23 protein-coding genes and 7 tRNA genes are annotated in these 24,788 nt (G+C 72.1%); 12 read left to right on the top strand and 18 right to left on the bottom strand.

The genetic code is table 11. The features are described 5' to 3' along the window. Positions 1 to 174: 174 nt before the first annotated feature. The 3 genes from ACWDUZ_RS17510 to pgsA are packed head-to-tail and all read right to left on the bottom strand — an operon-like array spanning position 175 to position 2,995. Entirely contained in the window at positions 175 to 1,353 is a 1,179-nt protein-coding gene (locus ACWDUZ_RS17510) for a glycosyltransferase family 4 protein (protein ID WP_451632683.1), read from the bottom strand. Continuing rightward, positions 1,350 to 2,267, bottom strand: a complete 918-nt coding sequence (locus tag ACWDUZ_RS17505; protein WP_451632682.1) for a phosphatidylinositol mannoside acyltransferase — start codon at positions 2,265 to 2,267, stop codon at positions 1,350 to 1,352. Before ACWDUZ_RS17505 ends, ACWDUZ_RS17510 begins: the two co-directional genes overlap by 4 nt. Further along, the gene (gene pgsA, locus ACWDUZ_RS17500; protein ID WP_451632681.1) at positions 2,264 to 2,995 is read right to left on the bottom strand and encodes a phosphatidylinositol phosphate synthase; all 732 of its coding nucleotides are present in this window, start codon (positions 2,993 to 2,995) and stop codon (positions 2,264 to 2,266) included. The genes ACWDUZ_RS17505 and pgsA overlap by 4 nt, the downstream gene beginning before the upstream one ends. A gap of 263 nt (positions 2,996 to 3,258) precedes the next feature. Between pgsA and ACWDUZ_RS17495 the strand changes: the two genes are divergently transcribed. Both ACWDUZ_RS17495 and ACWDUZ_RS17490 read left to right on the top strand, forming a co-directional pair. Continuing rightward, complete coding sequence (locus tag ACWDUZ_RS17495; RefSeq protein WP_451632680.1) at positions 3,259 to 5,457, top strand: elongation factor G-like protein EF-G2; 2,199 nt, start codon at positions 3,259 to 3,261, stop codon at positions 5,455 to 5,457. Between the two features lie 247 nt (positions 5,458 to 5,704). Beyond that, the gene (locus ACWDUZ_RS17490; RefSeq protein ID WP_451632679.1) at positions 5,705 to 7,360 is read left to right on the top strand and encodes a hypothetical protein; all 1,656 of its coding nucleotides are present in this window, start codon (positions 5,705 to 5,707) and stop codon (positions 7,358 to 7,360) included. A gap of 145 nt (positions 7,361 to 7,505) precedes the next feature. On the opposite strand, the gene ACWDUZ_RS17485 is transcribed toward ACWDUZ_RS17490, so the two are convergent. The 4 genes from ACWDUZ_RS17485 to ACWDUZ_RS17470 all read right to left on the bottom strand — a co-directional run bounded on the left by ACWDUZ_RS17485 (position 7,506) and on the right by ACWDUZ_RS17470 (position 12,189). Next, a complete protein-coding gene (locus ACWDUZ_RS17485) occupies positions 7,506 to 8,054 on the bottom strand; it encodes an HIT family protein (RefSeq protein ID WP_030166387.1) in 549 nt (182 codons plus the stop codon). A gap of 104 nt (positions 8,055 to 8,158) precedes the next feature. Beyond that, positions 8,159 to 10,135: a threonine--tRNA ligase gene (gene thrS, locus ACWDUZ_RS17480; RefSeq protein WP_451632678.1), complete on the bottom strand. Its 1,977-nt coding sequence runs from the start codon at positions 10,133 to 10,135 to the stop codon at positions 8,159 to 8,161. Between the two features lie 261 nt (positions 10,136 to 10,396). After that, on the bottom strand, positions 10,397 to 11,626 hold the full coding sequence (locus ACWDUZ_RS17475; protein WP_451632677.1) for a hypothetical protein: 1,230 nt from the start codon (positions 11,624 to 11,626) through the stop codon (positions 10,397 to 10,399). Continuing rightward, positions 11,623 to 12,189 carry a DUF4365 domain-containing protein gene (locus tag ACWDUZ_RS17470; protein WP_451632676.1) on the bottom strand — a complete coding sequence of 189 codons (567 nt, stop codon included), beginning with the start codon at positions 12,187 to 12,189 and terminating at the stop codon, positions 11,623 to 11,625. The genes ACWDUZ_RS17475 and ACWDUZ_RS17470 overlap by 4 nt, the downstream gene beginning before the upstream one ends. A 197-nt stretch (positions 12,190 to 12,386) precedes the next feature. Here ACWDUZ_RS17470 and ACWDUZ_RS17465 point away from each other — a divergent pair, with 197 nt between their 5' ends. After that, complete coding sequence (locus ACWDUZ_RS17465; protein WP_451632675.1) at positions 12,387 to 13,115, top strand: exonuclease domain-containing protein; 729 nt, start codon at positions 12,387 to 12,389, stop codon at positions 13,113 to 13,115. Positions 13,116 to 13,301: 186 nt separating this feature from the next. Next, the gene (locus tag ACWDUZ_RS17460; RefSeq protein WP_451632674.1) at positions 13,302 to 14,501 is read left to right on the top strand and encodes a cellulose binding domain-containing protein; all 1,200 of its coding nucleotides are present in this window, start codon (positions 13,302 to 13,304) and stop codon (positions 14,499 to 14,501) included. 87 nt (positions 14,502 to 14,588) lie between these two features. On the opposite strand, the gene ACWDUZ_RS17455 is transcribed toward ACWDUZ_RS17460, so the two are convergent. The 4 genes from ACWDUZ_RS17455 to ACWDUZ_RS17440 form a co-directional block, all read right to left on the bottom strand. Then, a tRNA-Val gene (locus ACWDUZ_RS17455) sits at positions 14,589 to 14,660 on the bottom strand. Between the two features lie 39 nt (positions 14,661 to 14,699). Beyond that, on the bottom strand, positions 14,700 to 15,152 hold the full coding sequence (locus tag ACWDUZ_RS17450; protein WP_451632673.1) for an SRPBCC family protein: 453 nt from the start codon (positions 15,150 to 15,152) through the stop codon (positions 14,700 to 14,702). A gap of 842 nt (positions 15,153 to 15,994) precedes the next feature. Next, positions 15,995 to 16,066: transfer RNA gene (locus ACWDUZ_RS17445), tRNA-Val, on the bottom strand. 66 nt (positions 16,067 to 16,132) lie between these two features. Continuing rightward, positions 16,133 to 16,618 (bottom strand): TIGR02611 family protein, encoded by a 486-nt coding sequence (locus tag ACWDUZ_RS17440; protein WP_451632672.1) that lies wholly within the window; start codon positions 16,616 to 16,618, stop codon positions 16,133 to 16,135. A 198-nt stretch (positions 16,619 to 16,816) separates the two neighbouring features. Here ACWDUZ_RS17440 and ACWDUZ_RS17435 point away from each other — a divergent pair, with 198 nt between their 5' ends. Beyond that, positions 16,817 to 17,230, top strand: a complete 414-nt coding sequence (locus ACWDUZ_RS17435; protein WP_004002642.1) for an SsgA family sporulation/cell division regulator — start codon at positions 16,817 to 16,819, stop codon at positions 17,228 to 17,230. A gap of 231 nt (positions 17,231 to 17,461) precedes the next feature. Further along, the gene (locus ACWDUZ_RS17430) at positions 17,462 to 18,022 is read left to right on the top strand and encodes a CGNR zinc finger domain-containing protein (RefSeq protein WP_451632671.1); all 561 of its coding nucleotides are present in this window, start codon (positions 17,462 to 17,464) and stop codon (positions 18,020 to 18,022) included. A 58-nt stretch (positions 18,023 to 18,080) separates the two neighbouring features. On the opposite strand, the gene ACWDUZ_RS17425 is transcribed toward ACWDUZ_RS17430, so the two are convergent. Then, positions 18,081 to 18,233: a hypothetical protein gene (locus ACWDUZ_RS17425; protein WP_189898003.1), complete on the bottom strand. Its 153-nt coding sequence runs from the start codon at positions 18,231 to 18,233 to the stop codon at positions 18,081 to 18,083. 195 nt (positions 18,234 to 18,428) lie between these two features. Next, complete coding sequence (locus tag ACWDUZ_RS17420; RefSeq protein WP_451632670.1) at positions 18,429 to 18,881, bottom strand: hypothetical protein; 453 nt, start codon at positions 18,879 to 18,881, stop codon at positions 18,429 to 18,431. A gap of 313 nt (positions 18,882 to 19,194) precedes the next feature. On the opposite strand from ACWDUZ_RS17420, the gene ACWDUZ_RS17415 reads away from it, so the two are divergent. Next, positions 19,195 to 19,722 carry a DsbA family protein gene (locus tag ACWDUZ_RS17415; protein WP_451632669.1) on the top strand — a complete coding sequence of 176 codons (528 nt, stop codon included), beginning with the start codon at positions 19,195 to 19,197 and terminating at the stop codon, positions 19,720 to 19,722. A 68-nt stretch (positions 19,723 to 19,790) separates the two neighbouring features. On the opposite strand, the gene ACWDUZ_RS17410 is transcribed toward ACWDUZ_RS17415, so the two are convergent. The 3 genes from ACWDUZ_RS17410 to ACWDUZ_RS17400 form a co-directional block, all read right to left on the bottom strand. After that, on the bottom strand, positions 19,791 to 20,615 hold the full coding sequence (locus ACWDUZ_RS17410; protein WP_451632668.1) for a GNAT family N-acetyltransferase: 825 nt from the start codon (positions 20,613 to 20,615) through the stop codon (positions 19,791 to 19,793). A gap of 74 nt (positions 20,616 to 20,689) precedes the next feature. Continuing rightward, the gene (locus ACWDUZ_RS17405; protein ID WP_451632667.1) at positions 20,690 to 21,511 is read right to left on the bottom strand and encodes an aminotransferase class IV; all 822 of its coding nucleotides are present in this window, start codon (positions 21,509 to 21,511) and stop codon (positions 20,690 to 20,692) included. 42 nt (positions 21,512 to 21,553) lie between these two features. Then, a complete protein-coding gene (locus tag ACWDUZ_RS17400) occupies positions 21,554 to 22,603 on the bottom strand; it encodes a chorismate-binding protein (RefSeq protein ID WP_451632666.1) in 1,050 nt (349 codons plus the stop codon). Between the two features lie 176 nt (positions 22,604 to 22,779). Here ACWDUZ_RS17400 and ACWDUZ_RS17395 point away from each other — a divergent pair. From ACWDUZ_RS17395 to ACWDUZ_RS17375, 5 genes are all read left to right on the top strand, one after another. Further along, a tRNA-Gly gene (locus ACWDUZ_RS17395) sits at positions 22,780 to 22,852 on the top strand. A gap of 37 nt (positions 22,853 to 22,889) precedes the next feature. Next, a tRNA-Cys gene (locus ACWDUZ_RS17390) sits at positions 22,890 to 22,963 on the top strand. A gap of 1 nt (position 22,964) precedes the next feature. After that, positions 22,965 to 23,036: transfer RNA gene (locus ACWDUZ_RS17385), tRNA-Val, on the top strand. Between the two features lie 35 nt (positions 23,037 to 23,071). Beyond that, a tRNA-Val gene (locus ACWDUZ_RS17380) sits at positions 23,072 to 23,143 on the top strand. A gap of 54 nt (positions 23,144 to 23,197) precedes the next feature. After that, positions 23,198 to 23,269 (top strand) — tRNA-Val (locus ACWDUZ_RS17375). 56 nt (positions 23,270 to 23,325) lie between these two features. Here the strand turns inward: ACWDUZ_RS17375 and ACWDUZ_RS17370 are convergent. Together ACWDUZ_RS17370 and ACWDUZ_RS17365 are read right to left on the bottom strand one after the other, a co-directional pair. Further along, on the bottom strand, positions 23,326 to 23,607 hold the full coding sequence (locus ACWDUZ_RS17370) for a TFIIB-type zinc ribbon-containing protein (RefSeq protein ID WP_451632665.1): 282 nt from the start codon (positions 23,605 to 23,607) through the stop codon (positions 23,326 to 23,328). Between the two features lie 80 nt (positions 23,608 to 23,687). Further along, complete coding sequence (locus tag ACWDUZ_RS17365) at positions 23,688 to 24,641, bottom strand: phosphotransferase family protein (RefSeq protein ID WP_451632664.1); 954 nt, start codon at positions 24,639 to 24,641, stop codon at positions 23,688 to 23,690. Positions 24,642 to 24,788: the final 147 nt, after the last annotated feature.

The following is a 24,788-nucleotide window of genomic DNA, read 5'->3' as shown; positions in this document are numbered from 1 at the left end:
CTACAGGGCGCTCCGCCAGGGGCGCCGGGGCCTGTGGGGCCGTGGATGTTCAGGCGCCGTGCGTCGGTGTCACCGTCCCCGGTGGCTGCCCCAGACCCCCGCTTCGGCCTGAACGGCCTCGTCCGCAAGCGCCGGACGGGCCGGTTCTCCTCCCCCGCTCGTGTCCCCTCGTCCTCAAACGCCCGACGTGCTGCCCTTCCCCGCCCTCAGTCTCGCCCGCAGGCCCGTGACCCGGTCGTCCGCGGCGACCGCCGCCGCGCCGGCCGTCACGGTCTCGTACACCGACAGGATGTCCGCGCCCACCGTCGACCAGTCGAAGCGGCGGACGTGGGCGCGGCCGTGGGTGCGGAGTTCGGACCGGCGGGCCGGGTCGGCGAGGAGGCGTACGGCGGCGTCCGCCAGGGCGTCCGCGTCCTCGTTGGCGAACAGTTCGCCGGCCTTGCCCTGGTCCAGGACCTGGGCGAAGGCGTCCAGGTCGGAAGCGAGGACCGGGGCGCCGGCGGACATGGCCTCGACGAGGATGATGCCGAAGCTCTCGCCGCCGGTGTTCGGGGCGACGTACAGGTCGATGCTGCGCAGGAAGCGCGCCTTGTCCTCGTCGCTGATCATGCCGAGGAACGTCACGCGGGAGCGCAGCTCCTTCGGCAGCGACTGGACCGCCTCCTCCTCGTCGCCGCGGCCCGCGACCAGCAGCCGGGTCTGCGGCCGGGCGGCGACGATCTTCGGCAGGGCCCTCATCAGCACCGGCAGGCCCTTACGGGGCTCGTCGATGCGGCCTATGAACCCGATCGTGTCCCGCTGCCACTCGGGCCGGGGTTCGGCCCGCGCGAAGAAGTCCACGTCGACGCCGTTGGGGATCACCACCGCGTCACCGCCCAGATGTTCGACGAGGGTGCGCCGGGCGTACTCGCTGACGGCGATCCGCGCGCTGATCTTCTCCAGGGCGGCCTGGAGGATGGCGTACGCCGCGATCATCGCCCGCGACCGGGGATTGGAGGTGTGGAAGGTGGCGACGATCGGTCCCTGCGCGGCCCAGCAGGTCAGCAGGCCCAGCGAGGGCGAGGTCGGCTCGTGGATGTGGATCACGTCGAAGCGGCCCTCGTGCAGCCAGCGCCGTACCCGGGCCGCCGAGAGGAACCCGAAGTTCAGCCGGGCCACCGAGCCGTTGTACGGCACCGGCACCGCGCGTCCGGCCGAGACGACGTAGGGCGGCAGCGGGGTGTCGTCGTCGGCGGGGGCGAGGACGGACACCTCGTGGCCGAGACCGATGAAGTACTCGGCGAGATCGCGGATGTGGAACTGGACGCCGCCCGGCACGTCCCAGGAGTAGGGGCAGACGATGCCGATCCTCACGTCCGCTCCCCGTCGGCCGGTCGGGGCTCGAGGTCCGCGAGCCACAAGCGCTGGAGCATGTGCCAGTCCTCCGGATGATCCGCGATGCCGGTGGCGAAGGCGTCGGCCAGCGCCTGTGTCATGGCAGACGTCTTCTCGGCCCGCGTACCTGTCTCGGGTACCTCGATCGGGGGATGGACGCGACCCTGCATGACGGGTGAGTCGTCGTACCAGAGGGTGACGGGCAGCAGCAGCGCGCCGGTCTGCTGGGCGAGCAGGGCCGGTCCGGCCGGCATGCGGGCCGTCTCGCCGAAGAACTTCACCTCCACGCCGGAGGCGGAAAGGTCGCGGTCGGCGACCAGGCAGACCAGGCCGCCGTCGCGCAGGCGCCGGGCCAGCCTGCCGAACGCGGAGCCGCCGCTGTGCGGCAGGACCTCCATGCCGAGGCCCTCTCGGTAGGCGACGAACCGGTCGTAGAGCGTCTCGGGCTTCAGACGCTCGGCGACCGTGGTGAACGGCGTCCGGAGCTCGGTGGTCACCCAGGCGCCGGCCAGGTCCCAGTTGGCCAGGTGGGGCAGGGCGAGGACGACGCCCCGGCCGGAGGCGAGCCCGTCGGTGAGGTGGTGCACGTCCTTCGGGGCGAAACCGGTGCGCACGCGTTCGGGACTCCAGGCGGGCAGCCGGAAGGATTCCATCCAGTACCGCAGATACGAGCGCATGCCCGCACGGGAGAGTTCGGCCAGCCGCTCGGGGCTCGCGTCGGGCACCACGCGCGCGTAGTTGGCCTCGAGCCGCAGCACCCCCTTGCCGCGCCGCTTCCAGGCGAGGTCGGCGATCGCGCGGCCCAGCCGTACGGCGACCGGCTCGGGGAGGTTCTTGACCGTGCTCCAGCCCAGGCCGTAGAGGGCGTCGACGAGACGGTCCCGGGTGTTCACGTCGCCGCCCCGCTGCCCTGGTTCTCCTGCCGTCCGGCGGCCGCCTCCGCTTCCGCCGACTCGCGTCGGACGGTGACGACCCGCTGGATCAGCGTGACCAGGCTGCCCGCGGCGACGATCCACAGCGCGATGGGCAGCAGGTACTGGATGCCGGGCACGCCGAACTTGTGCAGGCCCGCGAATCCGGCCGCGACCAGCGAGATCACCAGCCGTTCGGCGCGCTCGACCAGTCCGTTGACCGCGACGGGCAGGCCGATCGACTCGCCGCGCGCCTTGGTGTACGACACCACCTGGCCGCTGGCCAGGCAGAAGATCGACACCGCGCACAGCACGTTGTCGTCGCCCCGGCCCGCGTACCACAGCGCGAAACCGCCGAAGACGGCGCCGTCGGCCACCCGGTCGAGGGTGGAGTCGAGGAAGGCGCCCCAGCGGCTGGAACGGCCGAGCTGGCGGGCCATGTTGCCGTCGACCAGGTCGGAGAACACGAACAGGGTGATCACGACCGTGCCCCAGAAGAATTCGCCCCGGGGGTAGAAGACCAGCGCGCCCGCGACCACTCCGGCGGTGCCGATGAGCGTGACCGTGTCGGGGCTCACCCCGCGGCGGATGAGAAACGCGGCGAACGGTGTGAGGACACGCGTGAAGAATGCACGCGCGTACTTGTTCAGCATGGCCTTCCCGAGGGTCGGTGTCGCCGGGCGGCCCCTGCTGGCCACCGGCGGGCCCAATCGTAGCCACGCGCACGCGTGGGCGACGTCCGGGCACCCGCGGACCCCCTCGGCGGCACCGGCCGGGGGCGCGCGACCGCGGCGCGCGGCGGCCGTTCCACCCCGGGTGACGGCAGGTGGCGGCGGGATCGGGTCGTTCGTATGGACGCGGCATGACGGGAGTGGAAAGCTCGAATCAACCGCGGGCGTCGCAGGAGCCGCCAGTGACGCGGTGCCGCGTGTCCGCGCCCACAGTGACCTCACCGTGCACGGGAGGCAGGATCATGGGCGACAAGGCGCACACACACCCCGGAGCCGCCGGCAGGGCTATGGCGGCCGACCGACCCACGTCCCTACGGAATGTGGTGCTGGTCGGCCACTCCGGTTCGGGCAAGACGACTCTGGTGGAGGCTCTCGCGCTGACCGCGGGAGCGGTGAACCGGGCGGGCCGCGTCGAGGACGGCGGCTGTGTCTCGGACTACGACGAGATCGAGCACCGGCAGCAGCGCTCGGTGCAGCTTTCCCTGGTGCCGGTGGAATGGGACGGCATCAAGATCAACCTGTTGGACACCCCCGGCTATGCGGACTTCGTCGGGGAGCTCCGGGCCGGTCTGCGTGCGGCGGACGCGGCCCTCTTCGTCGTCTCCGCCTCCGACGGCGTGGACGGCTCGACCCGGATGGTGTGGGAGGAGTGCGCGGCCGTCGGCATGCCGAGGGCCATCGTGATCACCCACCTGGAGTCCGCGCGCGCGGACTTCGAGGAGATGACCCGGGTGTGCGCCGAGTCCTTCGGCGCGGACGACCCCGACGCGGTGCTGCCGCTCTATCTGCCGCTGCACGGCCCCGAGGGCCCCGACGGGCACAGGCCCGTGACGGGTCTGGTCGGGCTGCTGACGCAGAAGGTGTTCGACTACTCGACCGGGGAGCGCAAGGAGTCCGAACCGGGCGAGGACCAGCTGCCGGAGATGGACGAGGCCCGAGCCCGGCTGATCGAGGGGATCATCTCCGAGAGCGAGGACGAGACCCTCATGGACCGCTACCTCGGCGGTGAACCGGTCGACCTCGAAACCCTGATCAAGGACCTGGAGCGGGCCGTCGCGCGGGGGGTCTTCCACCCCGTGCTGGCCGCCGCCCCCGCGGTCGAGGGCGCGAAGCAAGGCATCGGCACGGTGGAGCTCCTGGAGCTGATCACCCGCGGCTTCCCCACCCCGCTGGAGCGCGAGGCGCCCGTCGTCACCACGCCCGACGGCAAGCCGCGAGAGCTGGCGCCGTGCGCCCCGGACGGGCCGCTGGTCGCCGAGGTCGTCAAGACCTCCTCCGACCCGTACGTCGGCCGGGTGTCCCTCGTCCGGGTCTTCTCCGGCACCCTGCGGCCCGACCAGACGGTGCACGTCTCCGGGCACGGGCTGACCGACCGTGGCCACGAGGACCACGACGTCGACGAGCGCGTCGGCGCCCTGTCGATGCCCTTCGGCAAGCAGCAGCGGCCCGTGACGCACGCCGTCGCGGGCGACCTGGCGTGCGTGGGGAAACTGGGCCACGCGGAGACCGGCGACACGATCTCCGCCAAGGACGACCCGCTGCTGATGGCCCCGTGGGAGATGCCCGACCCGCTGCTGCCGCTCGCCATCCAGGCGCACAGCAAGGCCGACGAGGACAAGCTCTCCCAGGGTCTGGCCCGGCTGGTCGCCGAGGACCCGACGATGCGCCTGGAACAGAACCAGGACACCCACCAGGTGGTGCTGTGGTGCCTGGGCGAGGCGCACGCGGACGTCGCCCTGGAGCGGCTGCGCAGCCGGTACGGCGTCCAGGTCGACGTGGTGCCGCACCGGGTGTCGCTGCGGGAGACGTTCGCGAACCGGGCCGCGGGGCGTGGCCGGCACGTCAAGCAGTCCGGCGGGCACGGTCAGTACGCGATCTGCGAGATCGAGGTGGAGCCGCTGCCGGGCGGCTCGGGCATCGAGTTCGTCGACAAGGTGGTCGGCGGGGCGGTGCCCCGGCAGTTCATCCCGTCGGTGGAGAAGGGCGTGCGCGCCCAGGCCGCCAAGGGCGTCGCCGCCGGCTACCCGCTGATCGACGTCCGGGTGACGCTGCTGGACGGCAAGGCGCACTCGGTGGACTCCTCCGACGCCGCGTTCCAGACGGCGGGCGCGCTGGCGCTGCGGGAGGCCGCGACGGACGCGAAGATCCATCTGCTGGAGCCGGTGGCCGAGGTGAGCGTCCTGGTCGGCGACGACTATGTGGGCGCCGTGATGAGCGATCTGTCCGGGCGGCGCGGCCGAGTGCTGGGCACCGAACAGGTCGGCAGCGGGCGCACGCTGGTGCGGGCCGAGGTGCCGGAGATCGAGATCGGCCGGTACGCCGTCGACCTGCGGTCCCTGTCGCACGGCACGGCCCGCTTCGACCGCCGCTACGTCCGGCACGAGCCGATGCCGCCGCAGGTCGCCGACCGGGTCCGCGAACAGGAGCGCGAGGCCTCGTAGTCGGCGTGCCCGGCGCACAACCGGGCGACCGAGCGAGGCTGCGGAACGCTTCGCTCCGCAACTGCCCCCGCAGGCGGGCGGCTTCGGCCGTCCGCCTCCGCGTGTCAGTGGCTGCGGATACGCTGATGACCTGATCAACAGGTGTGCGGGGCAGGGAAGTCGGGAAGGCCGCAAGGGCCTGCCTGATACCCGGCGGGAATTGTCAGACGGGCCGCGGGTGCGGACGCGGCGACAGTGGGGGCGGTCAGTGACGGACGGATTCGATTTCAGTCCCGGGGCGCAGGTGCCCCTGTCGGGCGCGGCGGGGCAGACGGCGGCGACCTACGCGCTGGCCGCGGCCGCCTACCGGGACGACGAGGTGGCCCGGATCAAGGAAGCCGACAACGAGTGGCACCAGTCCGAGGTGAAGCCCCCGCGCCCGTGGGCGAAGATCTTCCGCCCGCTGCTCGGCGAGGCGTTCTCCCGTGCGGTGATCGACCGCACACTGGGGGCCGGGCGCAAGCCGCTGATCCAGTCCTTCGGCCTGGAACCCCAGGTGGTCGTCGAGCACTGTCTGGCCGCCCATCGCATCCGCCGTGAGCGCGACAACTGGCTCACGGCGGTGACCGTGCTGTGCGGGGTGCTCTTTCTGCCCGGGTTCCTGGTGTGGCTGCTGGTGTTCACCCTGCGCACCACCATGAGCCGGCGGGAGGACAAGCGCGCCGGCCTGCTCGCCACGCTCATGCTGGTCGCCGTGGGCGCGCTCGCCGCGCTGTTCCTGATCAGGCTGCCGTTCCAGGGGTTCTGGGGGTGGTACGCGCGCGCGGCGGTGGTCATGCCCGTCGTCGGCTGGTTCTGGGCGCGGCAGATCTGCGAGCGCACGGCGCGGGATCTGCGGGAGCGCTGGGAGAGCCTGCTGTCGGGCGGTGGCGTGGGCGCCAAGATCCCCGAGGCGGTCCCCGGTAACCCGGGCGACGCCGCCGAGCAGGTCCGCAAGGAGCTCGCCCGGCTCAGCGCCGAGCAGCGGTCCAACTCGGTCTTCTACGCCGGCCCCAAGGGCATACTCGGCATGGGGACCCGGTGGGGCAGCTGGCAGCTGGCCGAGGACCTGGTATCGGCGGAGCCGGGCAAGGACTTCCACCCGTTCCGCAGCTGGGACGTGATCACCGCGATCCAGGGCGGACTGGCCATGCTGGAGCGCACCCCGATCAACACCGGCGGCTTCCCCAAGCCGTCCATCACGCACTGGATCGTCACACCCGTCGGGGAGAAGGCCAAGGAGGTCTCCCGGCCCAGCGGCACGGACGTGGAGGCGTACACGATCCGGACCCACGCCATACAGGACATCTGCAACAAGCAGCAGTTCGGCAGCGGTGACCGGCACTACCTCGGCGTGCAGTGGGCGCTGTGGGACGGCCATCTGGTGATCACCATGCTGATCACCGTGACGGTGCTGCACGACACCCTGCGCATCGAGGTCACCGGGCACGCACTGGGCCCGCTCAACCCGTTGTTCAACGAGAAACCGGCGGCCAAGGAGAAGGAAGTGCAGAAGTCGTTCCGCTTCTGGGAGACCCGCAAGGTCAAGCTGCCCCTGGTCGACACCGACGAGGTGGTACGCCTCGCCGCCCGCGCACCCCTGACCTGGTACCCGCCGCTGCTCAACTGGCTCGGCGGCAGTCTGACCCTCCCCGAGCCCTTCGGCCTCCGGCACGCCTGGGCCGACCAGCCCTGGCGCCACCGGTTCATGGCCGACGACGCGCTGCGCGCCGCCACTCCCGTGCTCCGGGTGGTGCACGCGGCGGCGCTCAAGACCCTGCGGGACAACGGCGTGGACGTGGAGAAGTTCGGCACCCGTTCGTCCGTCCTCAGCGGGGCAGTGCAGGACGTGAGCCCGAAGAAGGCGGATGTGTACGACGCGTGACGCCTCCGGCCGGCCAGGCGACCGGGCCGGGGGCCGGTGACCGTCCCGGGGCTGCGGGTGACTGTTCCGGGGCTGCGCGTGACCGTTCCGGAGGCCGCGCCCCCGGCCTCCCGCCGGTCCGCTCATGGCCGGCGCGACCCCCGGCTCACGCCGTCGGCCAGGCCTCCGCCAGCATCTTCCGGGTGTCGGCCAGCAGCTGCGGCAGCACCTTGGTGTGGCCGACGACCGGCATGAAGTTCGTGTCGCCGCCCCAGCGGGGCACGATGTGCTGGTGCAGATGGGCCGCGATGCCGGCGCCCGCGACCGTGCCCTGGTTCATGCCGATGTTGAAGCCGTGCGCGCCCGAGGCGGTGCGCAGGGCCCGCATGGCCTGCTTGGTCAGCTCCGCCAGCTCCGCGGTCTCCGCCTCGGTGAGGTCGGTGTAGTCGGCGACGTGCCGGTACGGCACGGTCATCAGGTGGCCGCCGTTGTACGGGTACAGGTTGAGCACCGCGTACACCTGCTCGCCGCGCCTGACGATCAGGCCGTCCTCGTCGGACTTGGCCGGTATGGCGCAGAAGGGGCAGCCGTCTCCGGCCCCGGGGCCGCTCGGCTTGTTCTCGCCCTGGATGTAGGCCATCCGGTGGGGCGTCCACAGGCGCTGGAACGCGTCCTGCGTCCCCACTCCGATCTGCTGCTCCGGCTCACGCGTCATGCGTGCAGCATATGGCGTCGGGCCCGGGCCCAGAGCAAGGCCCCCGGTGAGGCAGATCACCGGGGGCCGGGCCGTACGGCCGCCGTGGCCGAAGCCGTCGCCGATCAGACCTGAACGCGGTCCTCGACGACCTTCACGATCTTCGCGACGGCCTCGTCGATCGGGATGCCGTTCTCCTGGGAGCCGTCGCGGTAGCGGAAGGAGACGGCGTTGTTGGCCATGTCCTCGTCGCCCGCGATGACCATGAAGGGAACCTTCTGCTTCTGGGCGTTGCGGATCTTCTTCTGCATCCGGTCCGAGGAGGAGTCGACCTCGACGCGCAGGCCCTTCTTCTTCGCCGCCGCGGCGAACTTCTCGAGGTACTCCACGTGCGCGTCGCCGATCGGGATGCCGATCGCCTGCACCGGGGCCAGCCACGCCGGGAACGCACCGGCGTAGTGCTCGAGCAGGACGGCGAAGAACCGCTCGATGGAGCCGAACAGCGCGCGGTGGATCATGACCGGACGCTGCTTGGAGCCGTCGGCGGCCGTGTACTCCAGGTCGAAGCGCTCCGGCAGGTTGAAGTCGAGCTGGATCGTGGACATCTGCCAGGTGCGGCCGATGGCGTCCTTGGTCTGGACGGAGATCTTCGGGCCGTAGAAGGCGGCGCCGCCCGGGTCCGGGACCAGCGGCAGGCCCTGCTTCTCGGCGACCTGGCGGAGGGTCTCGGTGGCCTCCTCCCAGGCCTCGTCGGAGCCGACGAACTTCTCCGGGTCCTTGGTGGACAGCTCCAGGTAGAAGTCGGTCAGGCCGTAGTCGCGCAGCAGGTTCAGCACGAAGGTGAGCGTCTTGTCGAGCTCGTCGGCCATCTGCTCACGGGAGCAGTAGATGTGCGCGTCGTCCTGGGTGAAACCGCGGGCACGGGTCAGGCCGTGCACGACGCCGGACTTCTCGTACCGGTACACGGTCCCGAACTCGAACAGGCGCAGCGGCAGTTCGCGGTAGGAACGGCCGCGCGCGTCGAAGATCAGGTTGTGCATCGGGCAGTTCATGGGCTTGAGGTAGTAGTCCACGCCCTCGTCGAGCTGCATGGGCGGGTACATGCCGTCGGCGTACCAGTCCAGGTGGCCCGAGGTCTCGAAGAGCTTCCCCTTCGTCGCGTGCGGGGTGTAGACGAACTCGTAGCCCTCCTCCTCGTGGCGGCGCCGCGAGTAGTCCTCCATGACCCGGCGGACGATGCCGCCCTTGGGGTGGAAGACGGCGAGGCCGGAGCCGATCTGCTCGGGGATCGAGAACAGGTCGAGGTCGTGCCCCAGCTTGCGGTGGTCGCGCTTCTCGGCCTCGGCGAGGAAGTCCAGGTACTGCTTCAGCTCGTCCTTGGACGGCCACGCGGTGCCGTAGATGCGCTGGAGCATCGGGTTCTTCTCGCTGCCGCGCCAGTAGGCGCCCGCGTTGCGCATCAGCTTGAACGCCGGGATCAGCCGGGTGGAGGGCAGGTGGGGACCGCGGCAGAGGTCCTTCCAGCACAGCTCGCCGGTCTTGGCGTCCAGGTTGTCGTAGATCGTCAGCTCGCCGGCACCGACCTCGACATCCGCGCCGTCCTCGGTGGAGGCCGAGCCCTTGAGGCCGATCAACTCCAGCTTGTACGGCTCGTCCGCCAGTTCCGCGCGGGCCTGCTCGTCGGTGACCACGCGGCGGGAGAACCTCTGCCCCCGCTTCTGGATCTCCTGCATCTTCTTCTCGATGGCCTTGAGGTCATCGGGGTGGAAGGGCCGGTCGACGTCGAAGTCGTAGTAGAAGCCGTCCTTGACGGGCGGACCGATGCCCAGCTTGGCCTCGGGGAAGATCTCCTGCACGGCCTGCGCCATGACGTGCGCGGTGGAGTGACGCAGGATGTTGAGGCCGTCCTCGGAGGAGATCTCGACGCCCTCGACGGTCTCGCCGTCCTCGACCTCGTAGGCGAGGTCCTTCAGCTCGCCCCCGACGCGGGCGGCGATGATCGAGCGCTCGCCGGCGAAGAGGTCGGCGGCCGTAGTGCCCGTCGTCACCGTGCGCTCTTCCCGCTCGGAATCGCGTTGGATGATCACACGGACGTCTGACACCGGTCTCTCCTGACTGCAGGTGGGGTGCGGCGCCATACCGGGAGCGCGCGCAATAAGCGATCGTACCGACCCCACCCCACCAACCGCGAAACGGTCTCTCGGGCCCTCCCCGCCCCGCGGCCCGGTCACGCCCCCGCACGCCCGGGTGCCACCCGTCCGTCGACCGGCCCTCCCGGCCCGCGTCCCGCGCCCGGTGCCCCGCCCCGCACCCGTCCCTGCACCGCCCGCGCCCGGAGCCGCCGGCCCGGCCCGCCCCGCCGCTCAGTCGCCGCCGTCCGGCTCCCCCGGCTCGCCGAAGAAGTCGGTGTCGTCCGCGGCCTCCTGGAGGGACTTCATCAGGCGGTCGCGTTCCTCGTCGTCCACCTGGACCGGGGCGACCTCGCAGGCGCCGGTGAGCCGGCGGAAACCGCCCCGGCTCTCCAGCCGGCCGAGCACGCGGACCGGCAGGCCGACCAGATGGGCGTGGCCGGCGACGCGGTAGTCCTCCTCCTCCAGGGCCACGCGGACGTAGGGCACCTCGGCGCCGGAGATCACCCGGAGCCGTACGGTGCCCTCGCCGTGCGGCTGCGACCGGCGCATCCGGACCACGGTGCCGGTGATCCGGACGGGCACGGACGGCTCCGCGCGCAGATAGCGGGCGCCGGCCTCGCGCAGCACGGGCAGGTCGCCCGGCGAGAACTCGACGGTCCGGGCGGCGCAGTCCGCGGGAACACCGGCGGCGGGCGCCCAGCCGACCGTGATCCTGGCCCCCTCGGTGCCACGCACCAGCGCGACCAGGGCCTCGGTGAGTTCCCGGCTGGCACCGGCCCGTACGGCGCCGTCGAAGGCGTCCAGGGCCCCGGTGGCGCGCCGGTAGTCGACGGCCTCGCGCACGGCGAACAGCGCCTGGTGGAGCCGTACGGCGAGCGGCCGGGCCGGGGCGACCGGGACGAAGGCGGTCAGGCTGCGGCCGCCGGCCGCGGAACCGACGAGGACGTGGTCCAGGGAGGCGGCGGCCGAGCGCCGGTGCCGGGCGCCGTGGTAGCCGGCCCGGGCGCGCGTGGCGAGCGCCGCGGCCAGCAGCATCTGCCGGGCGGCGCCGCGCAGCCGTTCCTCGACGGTCCAGGCCGCGGTGCCGGCCGGGCCGCCCGGCACGTCCCGCCACCAGTGGATCTCGTCGCTCGGCACGGCGAGCGCGACCAGCACCGCGTGGGCGGACGGCGTGCCGCTGCGGGCCAGGGCGTCGAGCGCCTCGCCGAGCAGGTCGTCGCTGTCGGGGAAGGCGCGGCTGACGGGCACCAGCAGGCTCGTCCCGGCGCCGCCCGGTCCTGGCGGGGTCCAGCGACCGTAGCGCCCGGCGGCTCCGCCGCGCCGCTGCCAGCCGTGCCGCAGCAGCAGGGCGGCGAGCACGGCGGGGTCGACGTCGGCGGGGCGGGGAGGGCGGTCCCAGGGGGCGTCGACGGGGTGCGGGCGCACCGGGCGCAGTGGCTCGTCGAGGGGGCGGTGCGTCATGGTCTGCCTCCGGTCCCGACCCGCGTCATGATCTCGCACAGGGCCCGGTCGTCGAAGATCCGCGAGGTCGGTATGCGCACGGTGGTGCGGTGCCGGCCGGTGATCGGATGGCCGGCCAGGTTGACCCAGTAGCAGCAGTGCCTGAGGTCGAGCCGGTCGTGTCCGGCCCGCAGCCACTGGTCCTGGGAACGCGGCACGATCATCACGACCAGGATCTTGTGCACGGACACCGGGGTGCGGGCGAGCTTCGCGAGGTGGTCGTTGTCGAGGGTGAAGGAGAAGGAGCGTCCCGGCGGCTGGGGCGGCACCTGGTACGTGCACTTCAGCTGCACCTTGATGGTCACCTCGTCGTCGACGGTGTGCCCGGGCGCGCTGTGGCTGATGTGCCAGTCGATGCCGTTGTCGGGGAAGGGCTGCGAGAGCGAGCACCCGGCGGCCGCGGCGACCGCGTGCAGATACCCCACCTGCAGTGTCTCCATGCAGGCGGTGGTGGCGAGTGCGCCGCGCAGGGTGCCCGCACGCTCGGGCAGCAGCCCGCCCCGCTCGGGCTGCGCAACCGTCATGACCAAACAGCCTTCCGCGCCAAGTGGATCGCCGGGTGCTTCCTGATTCCCCGCACCCCCGCTGCGGGTCCGTGAACTGCAAAGACCCGTACTCCTGTTGTCTCCTTCCGGCGTACGGCGCAAACGGCCCGGGTATCACCAAACGGGCAGAAGACGGGACGTCAGCTGCCGCGGGTGAGCGAGGAGTTGTGGTCGACATGACGTGCTGCTGGTACGAGGGGCCGCTGGCCGCCTTCGACACCGAGACCACGGGCGTCGACGTCGAGACCGACCGGATCGTGTCGGCCGCCGTCGTCGTCCAGGACGCACCGGGCGCCCGGCCGCGGACGGCCCGCTGGCTGGTGAACCCGGGGGTGCCGGTGCCCGACGCGGCGACGGCGGTGCACGGGCTGACGGAGGACCATCTGCACCGCAACGGGCGCTGGCCGGCCCCGGTGATGTACGAGATAGCCGAGGAGCTGGCGGAGCAGGCCACGCTGGGCCGCCCGCTGGTGGTGATGAACGCGCCGTTCGATCTGACGCTGCTGGACCGGGAGTTGCGCCGCCACCGGGCCTCCTCGCTGGACCGCTGGTTCGAGGCGTCACCGCTGTGCGTGCTGGATCCGCGGGTGCTGGACAAGCACCTGGACCGCTACCGCAAGGGCCGGCGCACCCTCACCGACCTGTGCGCGCACTACGAGGTCGAGCTGGCGGACGCGCACGACGCGGCGGCGGACGCGCTGGCCGCCCTCGAGGTCGTCCGCGCCCTCGGCCGCCGCTTCGCGGCGCGCCTGGACCGCCTGACCCTCGCCGAACTGCACACCCTGCAGACCGGTTGGCACGCGGCACAGGCCCGCGGGCTCCAGGCCTGGTTCGCGCGCAGTGGTGCGGAGGAGACGGTGGACCCGTCGTGGCCCTTGCGGCCGGAGCTTCCCGCCGCGGCCTGACCCGGCCGCCCGGCCGTGTGCCCGGCGGTCCGGCGGCGGGCGCGGCCACGAGGACGGCCCCCGAGCACGGCACGCGGGCCCGGCTCGCCCGGGCACCCGGGGAGCAACTCCGATGGACGCACGGGCACGAGCCGGGTGAGACGCGGGTGCCCCCTGTTGCCACCGTTGGCGGCGGGCGCGCACGACATGCCGATCGCGCTGACCGAGACCAACTCCAACGTCCTGATGGACACTCAGCCCACCGCGCTGTTCGCCGCCGACACGTACTTCACGGCTCTGGCCGACGGGGTGTTCACGGTGGACTGGTGGAACACCCACAACGGCCCCGGCGCCGTCTCCACCGCCCCCGGCGGGGCCACCGACTACGGCGACATGGGGCTGCTGTCCAGCGGGGGCTGCACCGGCGACGTCTGCGAGCCGCCGGTCAACACCCCGTTCCCGCCGTACCACGCCCTGCGGATGCTGAGCCGGACCGGCCGGCCCGGTGACCAACTGGTCAACGCCGGATCCACCAGCGATCTGGTGTCCGCGCACGCGGTACGGCAGGCCGACGGCGATCTGAGCGTGCCGCTGATCAACAAGGATCCCGCCGCGTCGCACACCGTGGACCTGCAGCTGAGCGGCTACACGACGAACGGCTCCCCGGCCGATGTGGCGGTCTTCCGCGACGGGGCGTCGTCCATCGACACCACCACCGGTGACGGCGGGAGTCAGACGCTGCCGCCGTACTCGATCACCACCGTCACCCTGCACCCGAAGAGCGGCATCGCCTCCGCGCTGAGCGCACCGGGCGCCCCGAAGGTCACCTCGGTGACGGACACCACGGCGACCCTGTCGTGGTCCCCGTCCACCGGCGGCACCCCTGTCCGGTACGAGGTCTACCGCCGGCAGGGCACCACCAGCGAGCTGCTCACCGGCACGACCTCCACGACGGCGACCGTGCGCAACCTGTCCCCGGGTGCGACGTACACGCTCGACGTGCTGGCCAGGGACGCCGACGGACGGCTGTCACGGTCCTCGGACCCGGTCACCGTACGCACCACGTCACCCGCCGAGTCGGCCTGCAGGGTGTCGTACCGGTTCATCGGGGGCTGGGGCAGCGGCTTCAACGCGGAGATCACCGTCACCGACACCGGACCGAACCCGATCGACGGCTGGACACTGGCCTTCTCCTTCCCGGACAGCGGGGTCTCGGTGACCGGGTACTGGAACGCGAAGGTCACTCAGTCGGGCCGGAACGTGATCGCCACCCCGGAGTCGTACAACGGCCGGCTGGCCGCCGACGGCGGGAACTCGGTCTCGTTCGGCTTCACCGGTGCCAACTCCGGTGCGTACTCGCCGCCGACGGTGTTCACGCTCAACGGCACGGTCTGCACCACAGCCTGACCGGGCGGGCCGGGAACCGGGGCGACGGGAGTTCGGCGCCGGACGACAAAAGAGCCGGTCCACTTGGTGCGGACCGGCTCTTCCCGGTGGGCGATACTGGGTTCGAACCAGTGACCTCTTCGGTGTGAACGAAGCGCTCTCCCACTGAGCTAATCGCCCGGGAACGCACTGAACCATACAGGTCCCGACGGCCTTCGTTCAAACCGCTGCCAGGTACGCCGCCAGCCCGCGCCGGCCGGCACGCATCATCAGCCGGTGGTTGAGCAGGAAGAGCGGGCGCCCCGGCACCGCGAACCTCCTGAGCAGGGGCTGGCGCACGTCGGCCTCCTGGTCGTAGCGGGCGAAGGTGCTCGCGCCCCGCGCGGTGAGCGTCCAGCGGGCCCAGCCGTCGAGGTCCCCGCTCATCGCCGCCTCCAGCACTCCGGCGGCGGGGTCCCGGCGCACCTGGTGTGCGGTGAAGGTCAGGTCGAAGGGCAGGAGGGAGCGGACCTGGATCACACCGGTGGCGCCGTCGATACGACGGACCTCGCGCACCTGTCGCCACCAGCGCGGATAGTCCTCGACCCGCTCCAGCGCGTCGAACACGGAGGCGACGGGTGCGGGCAGGGTCCACAGGCTGCGGAAGCGGAAGCGGTAGCGGGTCGGGTCCATGGCCGTCAGTCTGCCCGTCCCGGCCGAGGGCCTTCGGAGGTCTGAGTACGCATACTCATGCCGCACCACGTGACGTGGGCCACACTGAGCGGGCGAGCGCCGCCGCCCGTGCGGCGGCGCTCCCCCACACCCGGGGCGGAACACACCGTCCGCACCGCCCCGCCGCGCGGCCCGGGACGACGCGAGCCGAGCCGGAAGATACGGCCGACCGCTCGCGTCGGGGTGACACCGGCACGGCAGTCGTCCGGCTCGAGATCACCCACCCCGATCCGCGGGCGCGGATCGAGCAGGACACCCTCTTGTCGTACTGACGAAGAAAAGTGACGGCGTTTTGGAATATGTGCGCGGTGATTTCCGCCGTCGGTCTTCGAAGACCCCGCGTCCGGAACTTCTCGGGGAAAGACCGACGGCGCGAAAGGCCGTCCCGACGTTGATCTCCGGGTACTTCTCCCCGAAGAGGGCGACGGTTCCGAGCGGCCTTCCCCGGCAGGCGACTCGGCATCCCGTCACGGGCAACGGACCGTCACCGTCCCGTTCCCGGGGCCGTTTCGCCGCGGGAGCCGGTCGCGACCCCGGCCCCGAGCGCGGTCACCGAGGACCCGACCAGCTTCGGGATCACTCGCCCCTGGAGATTCCCGCTGATTCCCGCCGTGGGGCCACCCACAGGGCCACCTCGTCGTGGATCGTTTCAGCGCGAGCGTGCCCGCACACGCCGCACACGAGGCGGCAGCGTCTCGGCGGGTCGACGCCGACCCGCCGCCCGGTGCGGCGCCCCGCCGCACCGCGGCCGCGCGTACGACGGCGGCCCGTCCGCTGGTCGCAGACGGGCCGCCGTGTCCGGGTGGGCGATACTGGGTTCGAACCAGTGACCTCTTCGGTGTGAACGAAGCGCTCTCCCACTGAGCTAATCGCCCGGGCGCAGGAAAAACATTACCGCATGTCAGGGTGTGCCCGGGACCACAGACGGCCCCCAGGGCCGATCACTGGTTCCCGATGCTCCAGGGCATGACGAAACCGAACTTCCAGAGGTACACACCCAGCAGCGCGGCGATGATCACGAGGCCGATCACCGTCAGGATGATGTTGCGGCGGCGCACCTCGGGATCCAGGGCCCGCTCGGCCGCCTCGGTGACCTTGCGTTTGGTCCAGCGGAGCACGAGCTGCGCCCACACGAACTCGGTCGCCCAGATCGCCATGCCACCGAAGATCACCACCCAGCCCGGACCGGGCAGCGGGAGCATCACGACACCCGCGCCGACGACCGCGAGCCCGGCGACGAACACGCCGACCTGCCAGCTCACGTGCAGCACACGCCGCGAACGGATGAACTCGGGCGCCCGCGAACCGAGCCCTCGCCGGCGCTTCCCCCCGCCCGCCTCCGGACCCGTCGCCGCCCGGTCCGATCCGGTCGTCGCTCCGTCCGACGCCGCGGTGACTTCGTCCCGCCCGTCACTCCCCGTATTCATGTGCTGAACACTACCGGAGAGAAACCGCAAATCGCGTCACCGGAATGGCCCCACCGGCCGCACCGGTTCTCGGCCGGAAGAGTTACCTAAAGCCAGGCAAAACACTCAGAGGGGTTTACAACGGCACCGTAGGTGGCATGTCGATTTCGCCGACGTGCGAATCCCCGAGCGCACACTGAGCGAAAGGCCCTGGCGCTTATGAACACCACGGTCAGCTGCGAGCTGCACCTGCGCCTCGTTGTGTCGAGCGAGTCCTCCCTGCCTGTCCCCGCAGGCCTGCGGTACGACACGGCCGACCCCTACGCCGTGCACGCAACCTTCCACACCGGAGCCGAGGAGACCGTCGAGTGGGTGTTCGCCCGCGACCTCCTCGCCGAGGGGCTTCACCGTCCCACTGGTACCGGCGACGTCCGTGTCTGGCCGTCGCGCAGTCACGGCCAGGGCGTCGTCTGCATCGCCCTGAGCTCCCCGGAGGGCGAGGCTCTGCTCGAGGCCCCTGCGCGGGCCCTGGAGTCCTTCCTGAAGCGAACGGACGCGGCCGTGCCCCCCGGCACGGAGCACCGGCACTTCGATCTGGATCAGGAGCTCTCGCACATCCTCGCGGAAAGTTAACCGACAGGCCCTTCGGGGCCCCTTCGACTGCCCGTTGCCGTCCACTCGGGGAGACGGCTCGGGCCAGGACAACCGCATATGGGCTGCACCGGCACCGGTTCCCCGCGAGCGGGGGCCGGTGCCGGTGTGCGCCTGTGCGGGTTCCGTGCGCTGCTCGGGGCACGGCGAAGCCACTACCATCGGCCTGCATCGGCGGGCATGCGCCCGATCCCCAGGCCTTGGGAGCGAAACGTGCTGATCACCCACGACACCCGGTGCGCGCTCGACACCGTGGTGGATCTGGTGAACACCGCGCCGGAGGAGGAGTCGGCGCCGGACGGGCTGGCGGACGTCGCGGCGCTCGAGGTTTTCGTACGAAGCCACAAAATGAGTGATGTCGGGGTGCTGTCGGAGTTCGACCTGTCGGCGGTGCGCAGGATCCGCGGCCGGTTCGCGGCGATCTTCGCGGCGCCCGACCCCCGTAGCGCGGCAGGGATGATCAACGAGCTGGTCGCCGCCGCGGGCACCACGCCCCGGCTGACCGACCACGACGGCTACGACTGGCACGTGCACTACTTCGCGCCCGGCGCCTCCGTCGCCGACCACCTGGCGGCGGACTGCGGGATGGCGCTCGCGTTCTTCGTGGTGGCCGGTGAACAGGAGCGGCTGCGGCGCTGCGAGGCCCCCGACTGCCGTCGCGCCTTCGTCGACCTCTCCCGCAACCGCTCGCGGCGGTACTGCGACAGCCGTACGTGCGGCAACAGGCTGCACGTGGCCGCGTACCGGGCGCGACGCAAGGAGTCGGCCGGCTGAGACCGCCTCGGTGGTGTCGTGGTCCCCGGCGGGTGACGCCGAGGACCCACGGTACGGCTCACAGCAACAGCAGATCGTGCAACGCAGCCATGAGCAGCAGACACCCGATCACCGCAAGGAAGATCATCAGCGGCGGCTGGGATAGGGCGAAGAGGCACCCGCGCGGCTCGTCCTTCGGCGGCGCGGCCTCGCTCTGTGTCGTGTCCACCATCTCGCGGTGATGATGACGCAGCCGACACCCGCGACGCGATCAACACGCCTGGAATGTACGGGAGTTCGCCGGATTTCTCGATCTTCGCTTCGGATCGGCCCGGATCCTGATCGTTTCCTGGGAGGCCATGATCACACGCCGCCGGCCGCGCCCGCCGGGAGGCCGGACGCGCAGGTCACCGGTGCCGGACCGCGGTCAGATGCCGTGCTTCTTCAGGATGGCCTCGATGTCGCTGAAGTCGTCCTCGCCGCGGGAGGTGCCCTTCGCCGGGCGGGCGGCGGGCCGGTCGGCCGGGCGGGCGGCGGGGCCCAGGGACGGCGCCGGTGCCGCCGGAGCGACCGCGTCCCCCTGGGCGGCGCGGGCGGCCGCCCTGCGCTCCTTGCGCGTCCCGCCGCGGCGACGCTCCACTCCGCGGGTCGTCGCGAAGAGCACCCAGGCGCAGCCGAGCAGGCCGAAGCCCGCCCACGCCGTCGGGCTGAAGGCGGTGTCGGCCAGCCAGCCGACCACGCCGGTCATCACCAGGCCGATCGGGACGAGGGAGTAGGCGGCGATACGGGTCGCCGCCAGGAACCGCTTGCGGTAGGCCGTGACCGCGGCAATGCCCAGGCCGGCCGCGGAGACGGCGGAACAGACGGTCTCGGCAATCATCCGGTCCTCCAGGGCAGCGCTCACCGGTCGGGCAGTTCGTCCCTTCCATCCTGCACCGCCCACTCCCCGAAAGGCCACGTTCCGGGCGGACATCAGGGACTTCTCCGGGTCTCCTCCTCCCCAGGTACCCCGGCGACCGGGCGTCACAGGCCCCGTCCGGTGACAGGGGCTGCCGACGGCGGAGTGGCTCACTGTGACGGGACGGCCACCGAAAGGTCGGGGGCGGCCGGTGACCGTGTGCGCCGGTGGCCGGACGGCTCCGGGAGGCCGGGCGGATTGGGTGCTGGGGTGGGGGGCTGGGAGACTGGGGGACATGAGCGACTCCACCTCCGTGCCCGCCGTTCCCGTTCTCGACGTCTGGTGCGAGCTGCAGTGTCCGGACTGCCGCACCGCGCTGGACGATCTGCGCGCCCTGCGGTCCCGCTACGGCGACCGGCTGGAGCTGCGGCTGCGGCACTTCCCGCTGGAGAAGCACCAGCACGCGTTCGCGGCCGCGCAGGCCGCCGAGGAGGCCGCCGAGCAGGGGCGGCTGTGGCCGTACGTGGAGGCGGTGCTGGGCCGGGTCGAGGAGCTGGACCGCAAGGGCGAGCCGCTGCTCGTCGAGGTGGCCCGTGAACTCGGTCTCGACGCCGAGGAGTTCGACACCGCGCTCGTCGACGGCCGGCACATCCTGATCGTCGACGCCGACCAGGCCGAGGGCAAGGCGATCGGCGTCACGGGCACGCCGACCTACGTCGTCGGCGGCGAGCGTCTGGACGGCGGCAAGAGCCAGGAGGGCCTGCGCGCACGCGTCGAGGAGATCGTGGACCGGCTGCTGGCCGAGGCCGAACGGCCGCACTGACCGACCGGGGCCGGTGGGCGGGCCGGGACGAGCGGCCGAGGGGGCCTCCTCTCCCCCGGCCGCGGCGGCTACAGGAGCTCCTTGTAGAGGCTGTAGAGAACCGGGCGGTAGCCGAGGGAGTCGTACAGGCGCTCGGCCGGGGTGTTGCCCGCGAAGACGTTGAGGCCCAGGACGCGCTTGCCCGCGGCCAGCGCCTGCGCCTCGGCCAGGAGCATCAGGGAGCGGCCGTGCCCCCGGCCGCGGAAGCGTTCGTCGGCCTCCACGTCGTACACGTAGGCCTGGTCGTCGCCGACGGCCAGCCAGAGAGTGCCGACCGGGGTGCCCTCGTGCTCCAGGACGCTCAGCAGCATGCCGGGGGTCGCCGGTCCCTGGGGCAGCAGCCGGGCGTGGTCGGACTCCGACTTGGCCCATGCCTCCTCGGCGGGTACGCCGCGGTCCATCCAGCTCTGGGCGTAGCCGGCCTTGCCCTGCTCCAGCCACGGCCCGTACTCGGCCTCCGTCAGCGGTCTGCCGCGGCTGCCGGCCGGCAGCTCGGGGGCGGTGGGACCGAGCCGCCTCTCCATGCCGCGGTTGCGCTGGACGTAGCCCAAGGACGTGACGAGCCGGACCGCCGCCTCCTCGGCGGCGGGCACGGCCGTCTCGATCCGTTTGCAGCCCCAGCCGCGCGCCACCTCCTCGGCGGCGAGCGCGGCCACCGTGCCCCGGCCCCGGCCCCGGTCGGCTTCGTCGATGCGCAGCTCCAGGATGCGGGCCACGGACGGTCCGAAGACCGGGTGCGTCGAGAGATGGGTCACGCCGACCGGACGGCTGTTCACGCACACCTGGTAGCGGCGTGAACGTGTCCCGTCGGCGTGGTGCTGAAGCGGCTCGGTGGGCCGCAGGGTCGTGGTCATCAGAGTTGTTCTACCCGCGACCGGTCCCCGGTGTCAGCCGCATTTGCACGGCTTCGGCGGACGTCGGGGCGGATCTACGGGTCCAGGTCGTGCCCCGACCGTTCGTCGAAGACACGCATGGCCTTGGCGGTCACCGGGCCCGCCGTGCCCGGCAGTTCGCGCTCGTTGACGCGGTGGACGGCCTGGACGTCGCGCAGCGTGGAGGTGAGGAAGACCTCATCGGCCCGCTGAAGGACGTCCAGCGGCAGGTCGGTCTCGTGGCCGCCGGTCCACTGGATCGCGAGCTCGCGGGTGATGCCGGCGAGGCAGCCGGAGGCGAGCGGCGGGGTGTGGATCTCGCCGTCGAGGACGACGAAGACGTTGGAGCCGGTGCCCTCGCAGAGCTGCCCGAGGGTGTTGCCGAAGAGTGCCTCGGATGCCCCGTGTCGGTGCGCTCGGGCGAGGGCGACCACGTTCTCGGCGTAGGAGGTGGTCTTCAGGCCGGTGAGCGCGCCGCGCTCGTTGCGGGTCCAGGGAACCGTGACGACGGCGGTGGAGTCCGGGCGGCGGGTCGTCTCGCCGAGGGCGACCACGAGGGTCGGCGGGTGGTCGCCGCGGTCGGAGCCGAGGGGGCCGTGGCCGCCGGTGTAGGTGATGCGCAGCCGGCCCAGCGGCATCGGGTTGGCCTCCAAAACGGCGGCGCAGGCGCGGCGGACCTCGTCGAGGTCGGGCTCGGGCAGCCCCAGGCCGCGCGCGGAACGGCTCAGCCGGTTCAGATGACGGGTGAGCGCGAACGGCTCTCCGTCGACCGCCTTCACCGTCTCGAAGATCCCGTCGCCCACGGTCAGCCCGTGGTCGAAGACGGAGACGCGGGCGGAATCGATGTCCCGCAGCTCGCCGTCGAGCCAAAGCTTCACTGGTCCCTACCTCACACGTACGTCTCGGCCGTACGACTCCCGTCACGGCGTCTCGTACGCACCCTCGTACGCTCCCGACGCTACCGCGAGCAGCCGGGCCGCCTTCAGCTCGGTCTCCCGCCACTCCCCCTCGGGGTCGGAGTCCCAGGTGATGCCGGCGCCGGCGCCGAAGCGCAGGACGGCCGTGCCGCCCGGGGCCCGGTCGATCCAGAAGGTGCGGATGCCGACGGCCAGCTCCCCCACGCCCCGGTCGGCGTCGACCCAGCCGATGCCGCCGCAGTAGGGGCCGCGGGGCGCGGTCTCCAGGGCGTCGATGATCCGTAGCGAACTCGACTTGGGGGCGCCCGTGATCGAGCCGGCCGGGAAGGCGGCATCGAGCAGTTCCGGCCAGCCGGCGCCGGCCCGCAGCTCGCCGCGGACCGAGGACACCAGGTGCACCAGTCCGGGGTGCTTCTCGACGGCGCACAGGTCGGGGACGGTGACGCTGCCGGTGGTGCAGACGCGCCCGATGTCGTTGCGGACCAGGTCCACGATCATCACGTTCTCGGCGTGGTCCTTCTCCAGGAGTTCCGCCTCGGTGCGGGCCGTGCCCTTGATCGGACCCGACTCCACGGTCCGGCCGTCGCGGCGCAGGAACAGCTCGGGGGACGCGGTGGCGATCTCCACGCCGTGCGCGGGCAGCCGAATCGTTCCGGCGTAGGGTGCGGGGTTGCCGTGGGCCAGTACGGCGGTCAGCGCGTCCACATCGGCGTCGGGCGCGATCGGCGCGGAGAGCACCCGGCACAGGTTGACCTGGTAGACCTCGCCGGCCGCGATGTACTCCTGGATGCGGCGCACGCCCGCGGTGTAGGCGGCGCGGTCCAGTGAGGACGTCCAGTCGCCGGCCGCCGGGCCCCGCCACGCGCCGGGCGCCGGGGCGGGCACGGCCTCCCGTCGCACGTCCCGGAAGCGGGCGCAGGTCAGCCGGCCCTCGTAGTCGGCGGCCACGGCCCAGAAGCCGGCGGAGTCCAGGGCCGCGGGGTCACTGGTGACGTCGGTCAGGCCGGTGACGACGCGGTCACCGAAGCGGGCGAGTGGAACGACGTTGTGCACGTGGCAGAGTCTATGGGGGTGTCCCGCGGACGACCGGGGTGTGTCCTTCCGGGGGCCTGACCTGGTCCCCACCCGGACGCAGCGCAGCACGCTGCACAAACGCGTTTTTGTACTGGCCCGGGAATCCGCTAGAGTTCAACACGTCGCCGGGACGCGCAAGCGATCCGAAACGACAGGCGGACGTAGCTCAGTTGGTAGAGCGCAACCTTGCCAAGGTTGAGGTCGCGAGTTCGAGCCTCGTCGTCCGCTCGAAGGAAGCAGGGGACTCCCGGTCCCCTGCACTCCTGGTGGAGTGGCCGAGAGGCGAGGCAACGGCCTGCAAAGCCGTCTACACGGGTTCAAATCCCGTCTCCACCTCCAAGGACGATTAGCTCAGCGGGAGAGCGCTTCCCTGACACGGAAGAGGTCACTGGTTCAATCCCAGTATCGTCCACTGGTCCGCAAGGACCTTGATCCGCGAGGATCCCCGCGCGATTAGCTCAGCGGGAGAGCGCTTCCCTGACACGGAAGAGGTCACTGGTTCAATCCCAGTATCGCGCACGCAGTGCCCATGATCCGCTCCGGTGGGTGACATCGGAGCGGTCGTGGTCCCGAGGACGATTAGCTCAGCGGGAGAGCGCTTCCCTGACACGGAAGAGGTCACTGGTTCAATCCCAGTATCGTCCACACCTCACGAAGCCCCCGGCCGTCTCGTACGGCCGGGGGCTTCGTCGTGCCGCGGTTCAGCTGGAGAACAGCATGTGGCCGAAGCTCTTGTGCCGGTGGCCGTGCCCGTAGTGCCCGTGGCCGCCGTGCGGGGCGCCCCAGGCGGGAGCGGGCGGCGCCGGGTAGGCCTGCGGGGCCGGCGGGGGCGGGGCCGGCTGGGACCACTGGGACTCCAGGCGGGTCAGCGCCTCCAGCTCGCCGTAGTCGAGGAAGATGCCGCGGCAGCCGCTGCACTGCTCGATCTGGACGCCGTTGCGGTTGTAGGTGTGCATCGGCGCGTGACACTTCGGACACTGCATGGTCGGCTCAACTCCTCGCCGTAGGTTCTGCTTCGGGTACCGACAGGACAGACTCCGTCCGGCCTCGGCCCGGTTGCACCCTACTTCGCCCGGTCGCCCGCCAACTCCACGGGGACGCCGCTCATTCGGTCACAGGCGTCCACCACGGCCTGTTCCACCTCGTCCAGCGGCCGGTGCGCCGCGGTCGCCCTGACGACGGCCAGCGCGGCGGTCTGCACGGTGAGCGCGCGAGCGGCGGTGTCCAGGGCGGCCCACGGGTCACCGTCCGCGGGAACGGCCGGACCGCCCGCGGCACGGTAGGCGCCGAGGAAGCGCGTCCACTCCTCGGGCGGCAGCAGTCCGCAGGCGTACCAGGCCGCGGGACGGGCCAGGTCCCAGGCCGGTACGCCGGTGCCGAGGTCGTCCACGTCGATCAGCAGCCAGGACCCGCTCGGGGCCGGGTACCGGACGAGCTGGCCGAGATGCAGGTCGCCGTGGCAGAGGGCGCCGGAGGCGGCGGGCGGCATGGGCGCCTCGGCGCGGGCCCAGGCATGCAGGGCGGACCAGGCGCCCAGGATGGGGCGCGCGGCGGGGTGGCCGGGGGCGGCGGCGCGCAGCCGGGCCACGGCACGGGCGGCCTTCGCGGGACCACGCATGGGGGGCAGTCCCGGCGGGACGGGGCTGCGGTGGAGGCGCGCCAGGAGCGTGGCGGCGGCTTCCCAGGGGGCGGCCTCGGGGGTGTCGGGGTCCACAGGTGTGCCGTACGGCCAGAAGGTGACGAGGCGGTCGTGGAGGGGGGTGGGGGTGGTGGCCGCCGGAGGCAGCGGGGGCAGCAGGATACCGGGGAGGCGGGCGGCCGCGGTGAGGCGGAGGGTGAGTTCGCCGGGGTCGGTGCCGGGGGCGTGGGCCTTGGCGACGGTGCCGGCGTGCCGGACGACCGTGGCGTCGGGGCGGGCGGCGAGGACGGTCGCCTCACAGGGGCAGTTCCTGCCGTCGGCGTGGGCCGCCCGCGCGGCCTGTGCGGCCAGCTCGGACAGGAGGGGGGCGGCGGTCACGGGACTCCCTGGGGTGCTGCGGCGACCGTGAGCTTACGCGGATGAGCCGGGGTGGGGTCAGGCGGTGCCCGCGCTCGCGGGTACCGCCGTGCCGGACGACCGCGCGGCTCCGGGCGCCCGCGCGACATGACAATGCCGGCGCAGCTC

Source organism: Streptomyces sp. NPDC003393 (assembly GCF_053589015.1).
This window is presented reverse-complemented; position numbering and strand designations above follow the sequence as displayed.